The following is an 18,212-nucleotide window of genomic DNA, read 5'->3' as shown; positions in this document are numbered from 1 at the left end:
CCTGTTCGTCAGCAGAAGCAGAAGAGAGACCGACTTTCTAAAAAGGAAAGTTATTTCAAGTGTCTTTCTCTTTCAAGATGTAACTTGCTAAAAAGGAAAGACTTGGCTATATCCGCGCCATGATTGTCTCTGCCCAATGCCGGGCCGCCCGCGCGCTTCTCGATTGGACCCAAGCCGACCTCGCTCAGGTGACGGGCCTGAGCGTCGTCACCATTCGTGCGTTCGAAAAGGGGGGAGAGATGCGGGACAGCAATCGCATGCTGTTGCAGCTCTCGTTCGAGAAGGCAGGGGTCACCTTCATTCCCGAGAATGGCGGCGGCGCAGGGGTGCGCCTGAGGGATCGGAGCAAGTCCTGACCTGACTACGGGTGCAGCCCCCATAGACGTGCAATTGAATCACCATGATGCTAGAACAAACATTGAACATAGGGGCAACTTTAATGACTGCCTCGCAGCTCCTAGGAAAGGAGCTGACCCGATGACCGAATACAGGCCCGACTACCACCCCGAGGTGGCGTTCGGGTACGCCCTGCTGGGGATGTCCGACGAGGCCATCGCCCGGCAGTTCGGCATCGACGTGGCTACGTTCCACGTCTGGATGAAAGACCATCCGGAGTTTCGTGAGCAGGTCACACGCGGCGGGCCGGGAGCTGATGCTGCCGTGGCCGCCGCTTACGCCCGCTGCTGCCAGGCGCGCGCCTCGGCGGCCCGGTCGAGGCGCAAGCACAGGAGGACATGATGGCGCGGCCGAAGGTCCTGACGAAAGCCTTGAAGTCGGAAATCTGCCAGCGCATCGCAAATGGCGGGACCGTCAGGCAGATTGCGGCCGACGAGCACATGCCGCATGCGAGCACGATCTACCGTTCCCTCGCCGACGACGGCGACCCGGAGTTTCGCGACCAGTACGCGCGCGCGAGGGAGATCCAGTTGAACGTGATGGAGGACGAGCTGCTGCAAATCGCCGACGCAGCCACCTCTGACACGGTGCCGGAGTGCAGACTCCGGATCGACACGCGCAAATGGATCATGGCCAAGCGCGCGCCCAAGCGGTATGGCGAGCGCCTCACGCAGGAGCACGAGCTGCCCGAGGGTGTTCCTTTCGGCGTAGTCAACTTCCGAACCTCCGGGAGGGGCCAAGAGCCAAAGGAAGACGAAAGCTCTGAGATGGTGCTGCCTGCGCTGCGTGGTGTTAGGTAGACGTAAGGCCAATCAACCCGTTGTGAAGTCTGAAAGAGTATTGTCACTCGATGTTGACAAGGCTGCTTAAGAAAGAAGCATCAGACGTTTAAAGGATGGGCAATTGCTTGCCTGCTTCTTAGGAGCCCCTTCAACTCTTCTGCGCGAGCTTGTTGTCGGAAGATGGGGTGCTGTCGCCCGGCCGGTTCACGATTCACATCGCGCTTGGATCCTGTTACATTCGTGCTCTGCAAGAGTGCCGGCGCGCGTGAGGGCCCCTCATGTACCGTGACCCCGAGCAATGGGCGCGGATCCGCTACCGGGTTCTGGTCGAAGGCGCCACCCAGCGGCAGGTCGCGCGTGAGACCGGGATCAGCCCGAATACAATTCGGAAGATGCTGCGCGCGAGACAGCCCGGGCCCTATGGCCCGCGAGACCGGGTGTTTCCCAAGCTCGGACCCTACTTGCCGACCATCCGGCAGATGCTGGCGAGCGGGGAGCCTCCAGGCTTGTCCTATCGCGAGATCTACAGGCACCTCCGGACGCAAGGCTTCACCGGAACGTACGACGCTGTCGGAAACTACATTCGCTCGCTGAAGCCAGCGGATCGCACGCTGTGGGAAGCCGCCTACGACGCGATCGCGACCTTGGATCGAAAGTCCGCTGTCGCCCTGCTGATGCGTGTCGCCCAGCAGTGCCGGGCCAACGAGCGGCACAGACTGACGGCGTCCCGAGCCCGCACGACCCACAAGGAGGTGGCCAGGCAGGCGGCGTTCACGTGGCTGCGCCAGCTTCTGCAACACAGGATGCCGGTCCCTGACCTGCGGCGGGAGCTGGGCGATGTGCCGGACCTCGACGTGCTCTTGGACAGGCTTCAGGACAGTGGCCGCCACGCCCGCAATCGATCGCTCGTGGTCCTTGGCAGCTTGCGCGGCTGGCCGTCGCCGGCGATCTGCGCCTTTCTCGGCATCGAGAAGAAGACCTATCGCAGCTACTGCCAGGCTTATGAACGGGGCGGCGCAGCAGCCCTGTTTGCCGCCCGCCCGCCAACCCACAAGAAGGTCGATAGCGAGTCCCTGAAGAGCCTGATCTTCACAATCCTGCATGAGCCGCCGCTCAACTATGGCATCAACCGAACGGCCTGGACCATGGGCACGTTGCAGCACGCCCTCGCGGCGAAAGGCAGCCCAGCGTGTCGGGATACGATCCGCACGATCACGCACCAGGCAGGCTGGCGCTGGCTCAAAGCGCGCAAGGTGCTCACATCGACCGACCCGGACTACTCGGCGAAGGTTCGCACCCTGCGCTCGACGCTCGCTGCACTGCAAGCAGACGAAGCCTTCTTCTCGATCGATGAGTATGGGCCGTTCATTGTAAGGCAGCAGGGCGGCACAGCCCTGACGCCTCCTGGCACGGTCCGGGTGGTCCCTGCACGGCAGAGGGCGCGCGGCACGCTGATCCTGACCGCAGCCCTGGAACTGTCGGCGAACCAGGTCACGCATGTTTATAGCGCGAACAAGAACACAGCCGAGATGATCCGGCTGATCGAGATCCTCGCCACGAAGTATGCGGCGTGCCGTCAGCTCTATCTGTCCTGGGACGCGGCGTCCTGGCACACGTCGAGCCGGCTCAAAGACTGGCTGGCGCAGCAGAATGCCGAGGCTCAGGTCAGGGGCGGGCCGCAGATCACGGTGGTGCCGCTGCCGTCCTGTGCGCCGTTCCTGAATGTCATTGAAGCCGTCTTCAGCGGCATGGCGCGCGCCGTCATCCACAACAGCAACTATCCTTCTGCGGAGGCGGCGAAGGCGGCGATCGACCGCTACCTGGCCGAACGCAATGCCCACTTCCAAGCCCACCCCGAGCGAGCGGGCGAGTGGGTGTGGGGGCTTGAGCGCCAGCCGGCCGTGTTCTCGGAAGCCAGCACCTGCAAAGATCCCGCCTATCGTCGGTGACGGGAGTTGGGGTAGCCTGATGCTGACAGCCGCTGGAGGTGCCCCGGTGATCCATGAGCGTGAACAGTTGATCGAGCAAGCGGTCCGGCGGGCCGTCGGGTCACTTGCGGAAGACCAAAGGTCGGTCGCAGCCGGCGGTTTGTTTGAGCTGGCCTACCCCTTTGTGGCAGCGAACGTCCCCGACGTCTGCCTGGAGGAGATCCAGGCGGCGTTCGCCTCGGTGTGGGGCATCGACCTTGCGGATCGAGCCTTGTACGAGCACGTGCTTGCGGTCTGTGACAGGCATTCGCCCGATGAAGGCGAAACCATTCAGCAGGTGCTGCAACGAGCTTCAAGAGGTGGCGACGTGGAAGCGACCTGCCTTATCGCCTTGGTCAAGAGCACTCGTTGACCGCTTATTCTTGGCCAGTTCGGCTGTTGATGTTTGAACCTGGGCTCCGAATGGCAGCCAATTGTCCGCTCACGCGGGAAGCACCGGACATTCCGAACCCTCGTCGAACTTCAACGCCTGACCCTGGCTGTGTCAAAACGCGGCCGATGATATGATCTCTCAGCCTTGTTTGGGGGATCCGATGAGACGCTTTGTTGAAGGCGTGGATCGCAGCCAGACCACCCTGTTTCCCGAAAGCCTGGACGACTGGATCGGCGAGGACAACCCGGTCCGTGTCATCGACGCTTTCGTCAACACCCTCGATCTGAGGGCGCTTGGCTTCGACGGTGTCGTGCCCGAAGCCACAGGGCGCCCGTCGTACCATCCCGCCATTCTGCTCAAGCTCTACATCTACGGCTACCTCAATCGGGTGCAGTCGAGCCGCAGACTGGAACGCGAGGCCGGTCGCAATGTCGAGCTGATGTGGCTCACCGGCCGCCTGGCTCCCGATCACAAGACCATCGCCAATTTCCGCAAGGACGATGGTCGCGCGATCCGGCAGGTCTGTGCCCAGTTTGTTGTGCTCTGCCGCAAGCTGGGGCTGCTCAACACCGCCAGCGTGGCGATCGACGGCTCCAAGTTCAAGGCGGTCAACAACCGCGATAAGAACTTCACGCGGGCGAAGGTCGAGCGCCGCCGGGCCCAGATCGAGGAGAGTGTGGCGCGTTATCTCCGGCAACTCGACACGGCGGATCGGCAGGAGCCCTCAGAAGCGTTGGCGGCCAGGACCACCCGTTTGAAGGAGAAGATCACTCGGCTTGAGCAGGAGATGCAGCGTCTGGCCGAGTTGGAGGCGCAGATGCTGGCTTCGCCCGATCAGCAGATCTCGCTCACCGATCCGGATGCCCGCTCGATGGCCACGAGCGGGCGCGGCTCCGGGGTGGTGGGCTACAACATGCAGGTGGCGGTCGAGACCGAGCACCACCTGATCGTGGCGCACGAGGTGATCAACGACGGCTGTGATCGTGCCCAGCTTTCCGCCATGGGCCAGGAAGCGAAGGCTGCCCTGGAGGTGGAGGAACTCGAAGCAGTCGCTGACCGCGGCTACTGGGACAGCGAAGAGATCCTGGCCTGCGACCAGGCGGGAGTGACCGTCACCCTGCCCAAGCCGATGACCTCCGGCTCGAAGGCGGATGGGCGGTTTGGCAAGCAGGACTTCGTCTATCTGCCCGACGAGGACGCCTACCGCTGCCCGGCGGGTGAGAAGCTCAAATACTACTACAGCAACGTCGAGCGCGGGCTGACACTACGGCGCTACTGGACCATGGCCTGTCACACCTGCCCGCTGAAGAGCCACTGCACCACCGCCAAGGAGCGCCGGATCGTGCGCTGGGAGCATGAGGAGGTGCTGGAGGCGGTGCAACGCAGGCTTGATCTGAACCCAGGAGCCATGCGCCAGCGGCGCGAGGTGGTCGAGCATCCGTTCGGCACGATCAAGCTGCGCATGGGCGCCACCCACTTCCTGCTGAAGCGGCTGCCGACGGTGAGGGGCGAGATGGCCCTGCACGTGCTGGCCTACAATCTCACCCGGGTGCTGAACATCCTGGGCATCCCGCCGCTGATGGCCGCCCTCAGGACATAGGGGCCGGGCTGTGCTCGTGTCATCTCCTCTGACGCGTCCAAGGCTCGCCTCAGAGACGATGGAAGCTTCATTCCATTGACGATAAGCCAATCCGCGCTCGCCAATGATGGTGAAGGGCTTTGGAGCGGGGAAAGCCGCAATCTATCTTCTGCCAAAGCGTTTTGACACGACCAAGACCCTGTGCTGACATTCCTCTCTGCGGGCATGGAATGGTACGCCGTGTTCCTGGATAGATGCAGAGCGACTAAGCGGTGGCGGTGTCTCAGGATGGTTTGGGCTTTTCACTTGGATGAACAACCCGCGTGTCACGTCGCGCTGAGGTGAGAATCTCTTCGGAGGACCGTGCAATCTCTCTTGCAGGAGGAGCCGGTCTCGAAGGGGCTGCGCCGGGTGCAGGCGGCAGCGGCATGGCATCCAGATCTGGAGTCGCGAGCGACCTCCGCATGACGAACCGCAGGATGACGCCCAGCGAGGCCGCGAGTGGGATTGCAACCAGCAGGCCGACGAAGCCGAACAGATATCCGAAGGCGAACAGGGCGAATATCAGCCAGACCGGATTGAGCTTGACCCGGCTCCCGATGATACGCGGCGACAGCACGTAATCGGCAAGGATTTCCCCGATCAGGAAAGCGCCGGCCACCGCAGCCAGGGGCTTCCAATCGGGCCAGAACTGGGCGATGGCGACGCAGGTTGCGACGACGAAGCCGGTGCCGAGCCCGAGAAAGGGAACGAAACTGATCAGGCCGGCCGAAACGCCGATCAGGATGGCATGATTGAGGCCCGTCAGCCGCAGGGCGGCGGCGTAGAACACGGCCAGTATCAGGCAGATGACGCTCTGCCCGCGCACGAAGCCAGCCACCGTCTCGTGGATCTCTTGTCCGAGGGCTCGGACGTCCTCGCGGTGCTTGGCCGGCACCCAGCCGTCGATCGCCGCCGTCATCCGTTCCCAGTCGATCAGAAGGTAGATGCTGACGATCGGAACCACCACGAGCAGAGACAGAAGGGAGAACAAGGCTTTCCCGCCCGACCATGCCGAGCTAAGGAGGTCGTCGAGCCAGGCCCTGCCCATCGTCCCCACCGCATGCGTGGCCGTTTCCTCGATCCGGAGTTCCTGCCCCATGACCGCATGCAGCCAGGGTCGGCTCGTATCGAGCACGAGGGCTTGGACCCGCGTGACATAGCGGGGGAACTCGTCGATGAAGAACCGCAGTTCTCCGATGAGGGCCGGGAGAGCGACCAGCACGAGACCGACACAACCGAGGACGAGGAGCAGCACGAGCATGACGGCTGCGAGAGAGCGGTTGACTCCGGCCCGCTCCAACCGGTCGACGAGCGGGGCCAGAAGGTAGGCAAGTGTCATGCCGACTGCGAACGGCAGCAGGATCGGACGCAGCAGCACCAGCATCAGGAGCGCGACGCTCGTGATCGTGATCCAGAACATGGCTGGGCGTGCAAGCGTCATTGTCTCGCTCCTGGTCCCGGAGCGAGCGCCTGTCGAGTGGAGACAGGTTCAGGCGCCGGGAACATCCGAGGATGCCCATAGTTGAGGGAGCACTCCAGGATCTGTTGCGTCAGTGTCGCTTCGATGTTTCGCAGTTCCAGAAGCGGACAGCGAGGAAATGCATGGGCACGCCATGCTTCCTGGTGACGGCGGCGCACTTCGCGAAGGAACTCCCCGCCGACGGATAGCAGGAGGCCGAGCTGCGGCAGTCCCCCTGGGAGGGAGAACCTGACATCACGGTCAAGGTCCGGCTGCGCGTGACGGTCCAAGGGTCGATCTCCGAAGGCTGCGCCAGCGGGACGGGACGAAGTGCCAAGGTGGCGGAGGACCTTGCGATCCTGGAATTGCAGGAGCCGTTCCCAGATGCACAGGTCCTCGACATTCAGTCGGAGGCGCCGTTGAAGAATGCAACTGTCTTGATCCTGGGTTACCCCGAGGGGCAGATGAAGGTCGCGTTCGGCATCATCGGGGGAACCGAGAGGGTTGCGGACCGATACCCCGGCCTGGAGCTTCTCGAGGTTCAAGGGTCGGATTGCCTCCTGCTCAATGGCGGTGCATCCGGGGCACCGGTGATCGACTGCTGATGGGGCCGCGTCGTTGCCGTACTCAACGGCCTGCTGACCGGTCCATCCCTGCCGTTCCTGCCGCCGGAGAATTCCGTGGTCCCGCCTCCGTGGGGGAGCCCGACCAATACGGCTGTCCCCGCGGGAATGCTGGAATCGATCAGGAACCGAATGCTCTGAGGTCATTCAGCATCCTCCGAACTGGCGCGCGCAGGCGCGCGCCAGTTTCTCGACGCCTCAGTTTCCAGTTGGAAGTGGGATATGGACGCCTTCCTTGGCCAGTTCCTCCCGCACCGTCTGGAACCGCTCGTAATCCGAGAGGGTGAGCGGTCCCGTGTAGCCGTAGCCCTGCACCTTGCGGGGCGGGTATTGCACATAGGTCGCCATGATCTTCTTCAACTCCTCCTCCATGACCACGCCCATCCAGGTGTGTTCGGTGAAGTTGTTCATGAAGATGTCATAACGCTCCTGCGGATCCTGCCAGAGGTCGAAGACCTGCGGGACCGTGGCGACGTACTTGTCGGGCCCCTTCCATCCGAGGTTGGTGTCGACCGCCAGGCCGCCGGTCGCGGTGCCGTCATCGCCGCGCAGATTGAACTGGAACTTGTAGTTGTTCACGCGGATGGCGCCGGGCGACAGCTCGTTTTCCGTGAAATAAAACCACGACTTCCGGTCGGATTTGCCCGTCCCGAACAGGACCGGGGACATGTCGTAGCTGTCGAAGATGATCGGCTCGCCCTCGCGGTCTTTCTCAGGCAACTTTGTGTTCGCGACGGACGCAAAGGTCGCCATCAGGTCGAGACCGCCGAGAATGTCGTGATTCCTCGTGTCGGCCTTGATTTTCCCTGGCCACCAGGCAATCGCCGGCACACGGTTGCCGCCCTCGCGCAGGGTGCCCTTGGTACCGCGGAACGGCGTGTAGCCGGCATCAGGATAGACGTCTTGCCAGGCACCGTTGTCGGTCGTGTAGAACACGAGCGTGTTGTTGCCGCCGACCTGTCGGATCTTGTCCATGATGTGCCCGATCCGGGTGTCGAGTTCCACGATCGAGTCGGCGTACTTGCTCTTGGATAGCGATTTATGGACATAGTCCGGCGCCGGCAGGTTAGGCTGGTGCACCTTCATGAAGTTGATGCTCATGAAGAACGGTCCGCCTAACTGCGCCGCCCGGTCGAGATAGTCGAGAGAAGCCTTCTCGACATACTCGTCGAGGAACGGGATCCCGACCACGCCCTTGTCGGGTGTGTTGACGTACTCGCCGTTGACCTTGAAGTCCTCGTGCACCGGCTGTCCGACATTGCCCGACAGCGCACCCTTGGTCACCTTCTGGAACATCGCCCGCAGGTCCGGGCTCATATCGGGGAACCATTCGGGGTCACCGTAGGTGTAGGCGTTGAGGTGATACAGGAAGCAATCCCGCATCTCGTCGTAGCCTTGGGCGATGGGCAGGGCGTAGTCCGCCTCGCCGAGATGCCACTTGCCGGTGAAGAAGGTGCGGTAGCCCGCCTGCTTGAGCACCGACCCCAAAGTCCACTCAGCCGCCGGCAGGCCACCGCCCTGTCCCTGGAAGGCCACCGTTGTCATGCCGCTGCGGTTCGGGATCCGCCCGGTCTGCATCGCGGCCCGGCCCGGGGTGCAACTCGGCTGGGCATAGAACGAGAAGAAGGTCATGCCCTCCTGAGCCAGCCGGTCGATGTTGGGCGTGGGCATGCCGCGCCCTTCGCCACCGCCGTACGGGCCGAGGTCGCCGTAGCCAGTGTCATCGGAGACGATCAGGACGATGTTGGGCTTCTGTGGCTGTGGGGCCTGGGCGAAGGTCGGCACGCTCATCGTGGCCGAGATCAGGGCCGTCGCACCAAAGAGGGCGGCCTTGGCCTGCATGCTCCGGACGCGGGATCGTCTGTCGTGGGCTGGTGAAGACGCACGATCACTTGTCATGGGATGCTCCTCTCTCCGATCACGCACCGGAAGCCGACGTGGCTCGTCGAGGTGTCGACCGGCTCCGGATGGCGTGCGGCCGGACGGTAGCGGCGGCAGTAGTTCGGGGCGCACAGGTGCGAGCCGCCTTTGAGCACCTTGCGCGGAATGCGGAGCCGCGGCTGGCAGGGATCGTAGCTCTGGTCCTCGCGGGCGCCGCGCGGGTTCTCGGGGATGCAGCAGGCCTTCGGGGCGTCGGCCGGATGCCTCTCCGCGTAGAAATCGCTGGTCCACTCCCAGACATTGCCGATCATGTCGTAGAGGCCGTAGCCGTTCGGGGGGAAGGCGGTGACGGGCGAGGTGCGCTCAAAGCCGTCCTGCGCGAGGTTCTGGAACGGAAAGGAACCTTGCCAAGTGTTGGCCATGTGCTGACCGTCCGGCGTGAGCGCGTCGCCCCAAGCGAACTCGGCTTGGTCCAGTCCACCGCGGGCGGCGAACTCCCACTCGGCCTCGGTTGGCAGGTCCTTGCCGGCCCAGCGTGCATAAGCGAGCGCGTCGGCAAAGGTCACATGCACGACGGGATGGTTATCGAGGCCATTGATGCTGCTCCTCGGGCCGTAAGGATGTCGCCAGTCGGCGCCTTGCCGCAGGGTCCACCACTGACTCCAGTCGCGTAGGTCGACCGGATGGTCGGGTGGCGTGAACACGAGAGAGCCCGGGTAGAGCATGTGCGGCAGGGCGTCGGGATAATCCTTGGGGTCGGGACGCTTCTCGGCGAAGGTGACGTGCCCCGTGGCCCGGACGAAATCGCGGAACTGGCGGTTGGTGACGGGCGTGCGGTCGATCCAGAAGCCGTCGACGGTGACGCGATGCACCGGTGCCTCCTCCGGATAGTGACGGTCCGACCCCATGCGGAACGTGCCGCCTGGAATCCGGACCATGCCGGGATGCGACGGCTCCGATGGCGGCGAGGTTGAAGGAGGTCCGGGTTCGATGAGCATCATGACGACCAACCCTTGACTTCAGCGCGGCCATAGCCCTGCACCGTATGAATACAGTCGACGTCGTCGACATGGCCCAGGTCGCCGGCGACCGTGGTCTTCCGTGCGCACAGCTTGCGCCGCGAAGCGCCATTATCGGCAGGGCTGCGGAGCCTGCTTGACCGGAGAGGACACCCGATTGACAGATTGGGTCCGCCGGTCAGCCGGGACCGCTTGAAAGCATCCGGCAAGGACGCTCCTCGGGCAGCGCTTGCGCAAGAACTACGGTCAAGGTCGGCTCTTGGCACTGAACGGAAGGAGATCGAAGGTCCGCTTTCGATGGCTGTCCAGCCGTTTCCAAGGGGCCAGGGTCACTCCGTGACAAATGGGGCCCAGATCCTTGCACATTCCAGACTTCGTAGGTGAGATGCGTCTTGTGGCCCAGGGAGATCAACGCAGAAGCGGCTTGCGCTGAGTTGAGCAAGAATTTCAGGGAGCTACCGAGCCAGGCTCGGGTTAACCGCCAGAGTGCAGGATTACCGTTGTGGCTCTGGCAGGAGTGGAGGGACTCGAACCCCCAACCCCCGGTTTTGGAGACCGGTGCTCTAGCCGATTGAGCTACACTCCTGCGCGGTCAGCCGGCCGGGCCAACCAGGGCGGAGCGTTATCTGTCAAACGCCGCCCGACGGTCAAACGCGCACAATCAAATTCTCTCCGCAGATCTCGTCAAAGCGCCTTTGAGGAACGCGTAAAACCTATAGGCAGGGTGCACTGCTGCAGCCGAAGCAAGCAGAACGAGAAGGATGATCTGGGGAGCGTGCAGGTCCCCATAGTCCAGAGGCTTGTTGAGGCCCGCCTGCAATGATGCCGAGTGCTGGGCAAGGTAGTCGCCAGCACTCCGCTCGCCAACGAAGGCAACAATCACCACTGACAGAAGAGTCAAAGGCACAATGGCGGCAATGAAAGGATTGTGTCCAGCGAACGCCATCACTCGCCGGGCGAGAGTAGACGATACTTGTCTCACTAAAATGCCCCACAACAATCGATTTTGTTATTGAGCTTTCAATAGTCCTCAACGAGTGGGGCTGGCAAGCAGGCGGCGTGGTTGATCGGTCGTGGGCTCCTCTTACGAAGGCATACGAAGGCGGTAACCAGCAGTTTCAATCTTTATTGCAGCTGATCCTATGTACGATTCGGCCGAGACAATATTCGTCAGCTGCAATCACAAGCATAGTTTTAATCTGCACTTCGGGAGGATTGTGCGATGCCGCGTCACGTCGGAACCCTCAGAAACGATATTATTGAAGTCTCTGGTGTCTCTGAAACTATATTAGGGGATGCAGAGCAGATGCTCAATGCCAAAGGCGGGAACGATTCCTTGAAGGGCACGGGCTACGACGTCACCCTCCTGGGCGAGGCGGAAGAGCTGACGAACTCTAAAGGTGGAAACGACACCCTCACAGGCGGGGGCGCTTTTTCGGCGCTGTTTGGCGAGGGCTACAGAATGACGTCCTCCAGAGGCGGAAACGACGTCCTCACAGGTTCAGGAGGCGACGGCACCTATTTAGTGGGTGATGCTGTATCCATGATAGACTCGACGGGCGGAGACGACACGGTGACGTGCCCAGGGGGGCGGTACGGCTTTCTTACCGGTGATGCCATCTTCATGACGTCCTCCAAGGGTGGCGATGATAGGATCACGAGTGTGGCCGCAGGCACCCTCCTTGGCGATGCTGAGGAGATGGTAGACTCAAAGGGTGGGAATGACCTTCTGGTCGGCGGTACGTATAACTACTTTGGAGACCGGAATGAGCTTTGCGGGGATGCCCTCTCCATGAGGGTCTCGAAGGGCGGGAACGACGTACTCATTGGCCGGGCAAATACTGGCGGCAACACTCTCGTTGGCGATGCCAAGTCCGGAACGCAAGGCTCCAAGGGCGGAGATGATCGCCTCATCAGCGCCGCGAACACGTCGGACCACATGTGGGGTGATTTCCAGGACAAGGACGGTTCCGTAAAAGGTGGGAGGGACGCGTTTATTTTCGGCTCGAACAACGGATCAGACTTCATCTACGATTTCGAGCGGGGCAAGGACGTCATCGAGCTGAATGGCATCTCGAAGGTCACCTCATTCAAGGATCTAAAGATCCGCGTGATCGACACGAACAATGACAAGATCGTCGACAGCAGCATCATCGACTTTGGCGGGAACAACAGCATCACTGTCCACAACGTCACCAATCTGGCAGCGCGCGACTTTCTCATATACGCCTGAGTCATTTCCGCTTACTCCAGTTCATACTCGGTGACCCTGAAGTCGTTGGCGAACTCCTCGGGCGCGGACTTGTCCAGGAGTTCGCCGGCGGTCTGCCAAAGCATCTCCTTGGAACGAGCTGCTACTTGGCGCAGCACCATCTTGAATCTGGCGAAACACTGACAATCGAAATGGAGCCGGGCGGGAACGGCGGTTGGCGCATTCGCTTGGCACCTGTGGCTTCGCCATCCATCTTGCGCCTCTTTAAAGGAAGCCTCGTTTCCCTGCGCTCCCTTATTCCATCCATGCCCATGCGCGAAGTTGACGGGACGTCCTCGCTCTTGGCTATCCAGCGTCGGCCTGCATGGGGTCTTTTTAGGGCCTCGCAAAACTCAAGGTCGCCCCGGCAGGGACCTCCCTTTTTAGGGCCTCGGAAAATTCACGAACCCTCGCGTGCCCGCGTATCGCTCACGAAGCTTGCCATGGGGCTACCCAATACGGTTCCGCTCTACTTCTTCTGAGCAGCGATGCAGCGGGTGCGTGAGATTGCGTTCTGCCCTGGCAGTTGCTGATATTCCATCATTTCCTCGGAGCGTCCCATGGCCGATACTACCGCGCCCGTTTTGACGGGCCTGACCTTCCAGGCCACATTTGACCTAAGAGAGGGCCCGAAGCCAATCACCTATACGGCCAATGTCACCGACGACCTTTCCGGGGTGGATACAGTCGTCGTTTGGTTTGATCATGCATACACCGACGACCTCGGCACGTTCTCACTCACCATCCTGTTCGACAACCCGTCTCCGGGTGTCTGGAGTGATACAAGGACGATCTCGCAATACAATGGGCCGGGCATGTACAACGTCACGAAGGTGACTGTAAGCGACGTGACCGGGAACACTCGCACTTACTTTCCCTATGAGTTGGCGGCCCTGGGAATACCGACGTTCCTCGAGTTCATCACCGAGACCTACAATCCGACGGATGGAAGCGATTACCTCGTCGGCTCGAACAAGGTAGACGTCCTCCGTGGTCTCGCGGGAGATGACCGCCTAGAGGGCTTGGATGGCAACGACACGCTTTTCGGCGGCGCGGGCAACGATACCCTTATTGGCGGCTCAGGCAGCGATACCCTCTACGGGGACGATGGAAACGATGTGATCTTCGTCGATGGTGACTCGACTATCGGCTTCGAACACGACAGTGCGTACGGCGGTGCCGGGTATGACATGGTCATTGCAGCAGGAAGCTACGCTCTCGAGAGAAACTCCGGTGTCGAGCTGCTGAAGGTGGCTCCAGGGGTTCTCAATGTTAGCCTGAAGGGGGACGCCGGCAGCAACAGGATCGAAGCAACTGCGGGGAGGGATACGCTCACCGGGGGAGGCGGTCAGGACACCTTGGTGGGCGGAGCCGGGAATGACACCTACTACGTGAGCAACTCTCTCACCGTCATCCAGGATACATCCGGCTTCGATGTCGTGAACACGAGTGTGAGCTACACTCTCAGAACTGGCCTCGAGAACCTCGTGGCGTCCTTCTTCGACACATCGAATCTCACCCTGAAAGGCAATGCCGGCAACAATCTGATCCAGGGCAACAGCGGAAACAACAAGCTCTATGGCGGCTTGGGCGTCGACACCCTGGTGGGAGGGTTCGGCAAGGACATCTTTGTCTTCGACTCAAAAGTGGAAAAAACAAAGAACAAGAACATAGACAAGATCAAGGACTGGAGCTTCCAGGACGACATCTGGCTCGACAACAAGATCTTTACCAAGCTCGGCAGCGGTGGAACCGAGAAAAAGCCTCTCAAGCTGTCCAAGGAAAAATTCTGGAGCGGTTCAAAGGCCCATGATGCAAATGACCGGATCATCTACAACGAAAAGAATGGCAAGCTCTATTACGATGCCGACGGAACGGGCAAGGCCCAGCAGATCCATATTGCGACGCTAGAAAACAAGCCTCTCCTGACATACTCCGACATTTTCGTTATCTGATCCCATGGCTTGCCCGACGGGCATCCTGGCGGAACCGCTCCCAAGGTCGGCCCCCAGCCTGCGCCTCGGCAGCCTGTTTGCGAACGCGCGCTCGGGCAAGGATCAGGGCCTTCTCCTGTTCCGGGGGCAACTCCATCGGCATGCTCCTTAAAGCGATATTAAGCGATTCAGGTCGGGGACAGCGGCGGAGCGGAACGGGCGCAGCGATCCGATGGCCTGAAAGTATGAGAGCATATGGCGGGCGTGAATCCGGGCCGCGATGCCGCAGCCATTCGGTACTTTGACTGCTCGCCACAGGCTGTCGGATCATCTTTCTGAGCTGCTGTTTAAACGGCCCGCGTAGCGAGTCCTCTAGGCGCGATTTTCGGCTCAAGGCAAGACCCACACCAGCGAGTATGAGGAGGCGGCCCACGGACTCGGCAAGCGGTTTAAACAGCACCCCGTTTTCCGTCTACAGGGTGCGCTTGAAAGTGCGGCCGTCCGAGAAAGTGGCTGCGGTGGCATCGAGCGAGACAACAGTTGCGCCTCTCAGGCTGTAGGCGAGGCCACCGTGCGCGAACAGATCACTCGACCGCCAGCCCATTGACTCGGCTTGGTGGCCGTAGGAATCAAGGAAGCAGCCAGCGTCATCGACGGCTTGCCGCCACTCTTCGACGGGGCAGCCTGCCGGGCATCCAATCTGAAAGGCCGCGAACCCGAGCGAGAAGACAGGCGAGACGCCGCCCTCGATCTCAGCCATCGCCGTGCGCTCGTCGATGTCTAGTTCGGCCTCTTTGCCATTTGAGCCAGTAGCTCCGGGATCGGAAGCTTTTGGCACTATTGGCACTATTGGCACAGTCGCTTGATCGCTTGCCGGAAGGCTTTTGGCCCTAGGGGTACTATTGGCACGGCCCTCAAGACGCACGTTCTCGGCAGCAGGGTGGCGCTGCTGGGCGAGGGCACGGCTGAGCCATTTACTCGTGCTGATCATTGGACGCTCCCGAATAGCGCCGGGTTGACCTCGTAGTTGACGGCCTTGCGACCGGCGCTTTCGCCAGTTCTGGAAAACCTGGTCCTGATCAGGCCCGCCTCGACCAGCGTCGCGCATGCTGCCTTCATCGCCTCCGGCTCGCGCAAGGCACCGCGAAGCTCTCGCCGCAGGGCTCGGGCGTTGAACTCGCGCAGGTGCTCACGCCTGATATAACGGGCGAGAGTCATGGCATTGCGATCCGCCGCTGGAAGCCGCGCGTCGTTCAAGACCCGCTCTGCCATCGGAATGAAGTAGCCATCGAGGAGGCCGCAGGCGGTGAGCATTGCTTGCTCCGATATGTGCGTCGGCTCCGGTCCGCCCTCAGCTGCAAACCAGAGAAATTCCAGGATCGCTGCCAGACGCAAGGCGTAGCCGCGCACCTTGCCGAGTGTGCCCGCATAGACGCCGGAGGCATCGTTGGCTCTGGCGATCATCTCTTGTGCGAACTCTTCCAGCGTGTTCTCGGCGGACTCCGTCAGCGGGATGAGCACCGGAGCGGGATTCCCGTAGGCGTCAACACCCATCCGGAGGTCTGCGAGGCGTGCAACAGCGGTCTGGGCCGCGCAGTCGTCAACCACCTCGCGAGCCAGCTTGAATTGCGGGACCGCGTCGGGAAAACTCCAGAGAAAGCGTGCAGCAAGGCCGTCGTCGTCGCCCTCAAGAATGCTGGAGAGCTTGTCGGGCTGAATGCCACCGACGACACCCACGGAGAGGTGGCGGATACGCACGGGCTCGGAGTTTTTCACGCGATCCACCGTGTGCGACCTGCCGCCCCACATTTCGAGAGCGAAGGCACGGTCGTTGCCTCTGCCGCCATAGCGGTCAAAGGAGCCCAACCAGCCGGAAAGCTCATCCCGCACCTGGAGAAGGCCGCGTGGCAACGCAGCGGCCAGAATCGCCAACTTCTCCGTCGTCGCATCGGCGACTCGGATGCGAGGACGCACAGGCTTTTCAGGAACAACGGCATTCTCGGGCAGCAGCGGTGGTTGGCGGCCATCCTTGGCTGCCGCTTTGACCAATCCTTTCCAGGCTTCCCTTTTTGCCTCCGCCTCTTCGCGCTTCATCTCATACATCATGAGATCCTGTTCGAAATCTGCCGCCCAACGATCCTCGATGCTGCGGAGCAGACTCAGCGCGGTATCCATGGCGGGCGACTTGCCCGAAGAGGGTGAGCCAACATTCCCGATCCACAGCAGCGGCGGTTCGGACCAAGACGCCCCCGCTTGTGGTCGGCGCACGTTGGACAGGAGCGCGCCTGCCGTTGCCAGGAGGCTTGTGGCGACATAGTCGACCGGCGCGGAAGCGCCGCGCGCGCGACGCTCGACCCAGTCGGCCCAGAAGCTGCCCAGGATGCTCATAGGAAAGGGCGGTGCGGGCCTGCGGCCGTTGCCAAGTAGACTCAAGTCGGGACTGGCCCACGGGTCATTGCGCGCAGCGCCGTTCCCCTCGTCTCCGGACGCAGTATGGGGTCCCGTGTTTGTTCTGCTGCGTAGAACATCTTCTAAATCAATAAAGCCGTTCATTGTCAGGCCGCTTTCAAGAAGTTGGATGGGATGATGATGCGCGGCGTGGGGCGCGTCAGGAGCCGCTTCAGTTCGACCCCATGGTCAGGGTCTTCGGCGAGCAGCGGCCCGGCATCACTGAGATGCATAGCTGCCGCCTGCTGCCGCACAACGCAGATGCCCTCACGGCTTGCCCTCAACCATCCGACCGGCGAGCGATGCACGAGCAGCGCGCCATGATCGGTCAGGCGCGGAGCGTAGATCGTCTCTTCACCCAGCGCCCAGGCTCGCCCGAGCCAAGTAGCCAGCTGGCGGCTGGCGGGGTGCCACGCGACGATATCGACCGCTTCGTCCCACCTGTTGGTGATAAGGAAAACGAATGCGCGGATGCTTCCTTCTTGCGGGCAGTGATGATCAAATTCGAAGTGCTCGCTGTGCAAGTGCACGTAGCTGGTCCGTACAGCAGCAGTCGGCCCGGCGAGGGTGTCCGGCGGGATACCCATCCGCTCCAATTCGCTAACTTCGCGCGGTGTCGGATTCCCAAGTGTGCCGAAGACGCTCTCGATGTAGACGGGAGAGAAGGTGCTCACAGGCTTTCCCCCCTGCCAATCCCGATCGGCTGCGCAACCAGAGCCGCTCGAGCCCTGCCGCCGCGCGCCAAGCGCGTAATTCTGGCCGTGCTGTTGCCGGTCCTCTTGCGGGCAGCGCAATGTTTTTGGCAGGCTGCCACGACCATGCAATCGTTGATGGAGAAGGCATTTTCAAGCCTTCGCGGATCGAGGGCCGATTTGTGCGCGCGGATCGGTATGGTATGATTGGTAACCATTGATGACGCCTTGAATCCCGCGCCAACCCCCGTTTGCGCGGGTTCTTTTCGAAGTCAGGCGGCGGAGCGAGCCGCTAGTGCATCGACCAGATCACAGACCCTCCATCCCATGCGCCTTTTTGACAACATGACAGGAGCAGGCACTTGCTTGGCACGGTAAAGCCGACGCCACTGCGGGAGGCTGACGCCCCAGAAAGCGGCGCTCTGGGCGGCGTTCAGGATGCGAAAACGGGCGATTTCCGGTGGAAGCGCACCGAGAACCTCATGCGGCAGCGGGCGGGCCGCTGTTCTGACCTCTGGATCAGGGCCGCAGTGACGGAAGGGGAGACGGGTATGCATGGCAAGGGTTCCTCAAACCTATCGGCCGTTGCCCCTCCGGCCAACTTTATGAACTTGCAGTATCGCTTCTGATACAAAAAGAGAACATCAAAATATTTGTGCGGAACGGAAAGTATAGTACGTTAAAAGCGTACTATACATTCGGTTTAGCTGAATACACTCGGAGAATGATACTTAGATGGTGGCTT

Annotated in this window: 16 protein-coding genes and 1 tRNA gene; 9 read left to right on the top strand and 8 right to left on the bottom strand. The window is 61.5% G+C overall.

Annotated elements, in window-relative coordinates:
- Positions 1-119: 119 nt before the first annotated feature.
- The 6 genes from ACS5Q0_RS03235 to ACS5Q0_RS03210 all read left to right on the top strand — a co-directional run bounded on the left by ACS5Q0_RS03235 (position 120) and on the right by ACS5Q0_RS03210 (position 5,139).
- A complete protein-coding gene (locus ACS5Q0_RS03235) occupies positions 120-356 on the top strand; it encodes a helix-turn-helix domain-containing protein (RefSeq protein WP_473125159.1) in 237 nt (78 codons plus the stop codon).
- Between the two features lie 121 nt (positions 357-477).
- On the top strand, positions 478-738 hold the full coding sequence (locus ACS5Q0_RS03230; protein WP_473125158.1) for a hypothetical protein: 261 nt from the start codon (positions 478-480) through the stop codon (positions 736-738).
- Positions 738-1,196, top strand: a complete 459-nt coding sequence (locus ACS5Q0_RS03225; protein WP_473125157.1) for a terminase small subunit-like protein — start codon at positions 738-740, stop codon at positions 1,194-1,196. Before ACS5Q0_RS03230 ends, ACS5Q0_RS03225 begins: the two co-directional genes overlap by 1 nt.
- Positions 1,197-1,456: 260 nt before the next feature.
- Positions 1,457-3,127 carry an IS630 family transposase gene (locus ACS5Q0_RS03220; protein WP_473125156.1) on the top strand — a complete coding sequence of 557 codons (1,671 nt, stop codon included), beginning with the start codon at positions 1,457-1,459 and terminating at the stop codon, positions 3,125-3,127.
- Between the two features lie 46 nt (positions 3,128-3,173).
- Positions 3,174-3,518, top strand: coding sequence for a hypothetical protein (locus tag ACS5Q0_RS03215; protein WP_473125155.1), 345 nt, complete (start codon positions 3,174-3,176; stop codon positions 3,516-3,518).
- A gap of 181 nt (positions 3,519-3,699) precedes the next feature.
- Complete coding sequence (locus ACS5Q0_RS03210; RefSeq protein WP_473125154.1) at positions 3,700-5,139, top strand: IS1182 family transposase; 1,440 nt, start codon at positions 3,700-3,702, stop codon at positions 5,137-5,139.
- Between the two features lie 262 nt (positions 5,140-5,401).
- On the opposite strand, the gene ACS5Q0_RS03205 is transcribed toward ACS5Q0_RS03210, so the two are convergent.
- Positions 5,402-6,601 (bottom strand): AI-2E family transporter, encoded by a 1,200-nt coding sequence (locus ACS5Q0_RS03205; protein ID WP_473125153.1) that lies wholly within the window; start codon positions 6,599-6,601, stop codon positions 5,402-5,404.
- A gap of 356 nt (positions 6,602-6,957) precedes the next feature.
- On the opposite strand from ACS5Q0_RS03205, the gene ACS5Q0_RS03200 reads away from it, so the two are divergent.
- Entirely contained in the window at positions 6,958-7,224 is a 267-nt protein-coding gene (locus ACS5Q0_RS03200) for a S1 family peptidase (RefSeq protein WP_473125152.1), read from the top strand.
- A gap of 216 nt (positions 7,225-7,440) precedes the next feature.
- Here the strand turns inward: ACS5Q0_RS03200 and ACS5Q0_RS03195 are convergent, their stop codons facing one another.
- The 3 genes from ACS5Q0_RS03195 to ACS5Q0_RS03185 all read right to left on the bottom strand — a co-directional run bounded on the left by ACS5Q0_RS03195 (position 7,441) and on the right by ACS5Q0_RS03185 (position 10,728).
- Entirely contained in the window at positions 7,441-9,033 is a 1,593-nt protein-coding gene (locus ACS5Q0_RS03195) for an arylsulfatase (protein ID WP_473125273.1), read from the bottom strand.
- Positions 9,034-9,137: 104 nt separating this feature from the next.
- Positions 9,138-10,061: a formylglycine-generating enzyme family protein gene (locus tag ACS5Q0_RS03190; protein ID WP_473125151.1), complete on the bottom strand. Its 924-nt coding sequence runs from the start codon at positions 10,059-10,061 to the stop codon at positions 9,138-9,140.
- Between the two features lie 590 nt (positions 10,062-10,651).
- Positions 10,652-10,728 (bottom strand) — tRNA-Trp (locus ACS5Q0_RS03185).
- A 636-nt stretch (positions 10,729-11,364) separates the two neighbouring features.
- Here ACS5Q0_RS03185 and ACS5Q0_RS03180 point away from each other — a divergent pair.
- The gene (locus tag ACS5Q0_RS03180) at positions 11,365-12,375 is read left to right on the top strand and encodes a hypothetical protein (protein WP_473125150.1); all 1,011 of its coding nucleotides are present in this window, start codon (positions 11,365-11,367) and stop codon (positions 12,373-12,375) included.
- 11 nt (positions 12,376-12,386) lie between these two features.
- Here ACS5Q0_RS03180 and ACS5Q0_RS03175 read toward each other — a convergent pair whose 3' ends face one another.
- On the bottom strand, positions 12,387-12,515 hold the full coding sequence (locus tag ACS5Q0_RS03175; RefSeq protein ID WP_473125149.1) for a hypothetical protein: 129 nt from the start codon (positions 12,513-12,515) through the stop codon (positions 12,387-12,389).
- Between the two features lie 438 nt (positions 12,516-12,953).
- On the opposite strand from ACS5Q0_RS03175, the gene ACS5Q0_RS03170 reads away from it, so the two are divergent.
- Complete coding sequence (locus ACS5Q0_RS03170) at positions 12,954-14,348, top strand: calcium-binding protein (RefSeq protein ID WP_473125148.1); 1,395 nt, start codon at positions 12,954-12,956, stop codon at positions 14,346-14,348.
- Between the two features lie 451 nt (positions 14,349-14,799).
- Here ACS5Q0_RS03170 and ACS5Q0_RS03165 read toward each other — a convergent pair whose 3' ends face one another.
- The 3 genes from ACS5Q0_RS03165 to ACS5Q0_RS03155 form a co-directional block, all read right to left on the bottom strand.
- Positions 14,800-15,087 carry a hypothetical protein gene (locus ACS5Q0_RS03165; RefSeq protein ID WP_473125147.1) on the bottom strand — a complete coding sequence of 96 codons (288 nt, stop codon included), beginning with the start codon at positions 15,085-15,087 and terminating at the stop codon, positions 14,800-14,802.
- Between the two features lie 227 nt (positions 15,088-15,314).
- Positions 15,315-16,880, bottom strand: coding sequence for a DUF3987 domain-containing protein (locus ACS5Q0_RS03160; RefSeq protein ID WP_473125146.1), 1,566 nt, complete (start codon positions 16,878-16,880; stop codon positions 15,315-15,317).
- Between the two features lie 2 nt (positions 16,881-16,882).
- The gene (locus ACS5Q0_RS03155; protein ID WP_473125145.1) at positions 16,883-17,449 is read right to left on the bottom strand and encodes a hypothetical protein; all 567 of its coding nucleotides are present in this window, start codon (positions 17,447-17,449) and stop codon (positions 16,883-16,885) included.
- Between the last annotated feature and the right edge of the window lie 763 nt (positions 17,450-18,212).

Source organism: Microvirga sp. HS2 (assembly GCF_055792805.1).
Note: the sequence above shows the minus strand (reverse complement) of the source record. Positions and strands in the feature narration are given on the sequence as shown.

Coding starts and splice junctions, on each gene's coding strand:
- ACS5Q0_RS03190 (WP_473125151.1), bottom strand. CDS start 10,061: ATGGTCCGGATTCCAGGCGGCACGTTCCGCATGGGGTCGGACCGTCAC.
- ACS5Q0_RS03170 (WP_473125148.1), top strand. CDS start 12,954: ATGGCCGATACTACCGCGCCCGTTTTGACGGGCCTGACCTTCCAGGCC.
- ACS5Q0_RS03230 (WP_473125158.1), top strand. CDS start 478: ATGACCGAATACAGGCCCGACTACCACCCCGAGGTGGCGTTCGGGTAC.
- ACS5Q0_RS03220 (WP_473125156.1), top strand. CDS start 1,457: ATGTACCGTGACCCCGAGCAATGGGCGCGGATCCGCTACCGGGTTCTG.
- ACS5Q0_RS03225 (WP_473125157.1), top strand. CDS start 738: ATGGCGCGGCCGAAGGTCCTGACGAAAGCCTTGAAGTCGGAAATCTGC.
- ACS5Q0_RS03180 (WP_473125150.1), top strand. CDS start 11,365: ATGCCGCGTCACGTCGGAACCCTCAGAAACGATATTATTGAAGTCTCT.
- ACS5Q0_RS03195 (WP_473125273.1), bottom strand. CDS start 9,033: ATGAGCGTGCCGACCTTCGCCCAGGCCCCACAGCCACAGAAGCCCAAC.
- ACS5Q0_RS03165 (WP_473125147.1), bottom strand. CDS start 15,087: ATGGCTGAGATCGAGGGCGGCGTCTCGCCTGTCTTCTCGCTCGGGTTC.
- ACS5Q0_RS03160 (WP_473125146.1), bottom strand. CDS start 16,880: ATGAACGGCTTTATTGATTTAGAAGATGTTCTACGCAGCAGAACAAAC.
- ACS5Q0_RS03205 (WP_473125153.1), bottom strand. CDS start 6,601: ATGACGCTTGCACGCCCAGCCATGTTCTGGATCACGATCACGAGCGTC.
- ACS5Q0_RS03235 (WP_473125159.1), top strand. CDS start 120: ATGATTGTCTCTGCCCAATGCCGGGCCGCCCGCGCGCTTCTCGATTGG.
- ACS5Q0_RS03210 (WP_473125154.1), top strand. CDS start 3,700: ATGAGACGCTTTGTTGAAGGCGTGGATCGCAGCCAGACCACCCTGTTT.
- ACS5Q0_RS03175 (WP_473125149.1), bottom strand. CDS start 12,515: ATGGTGCTGCGCCAAGTAGCAGCTCGTTCCAAGGAGATGCTTTGGCAG.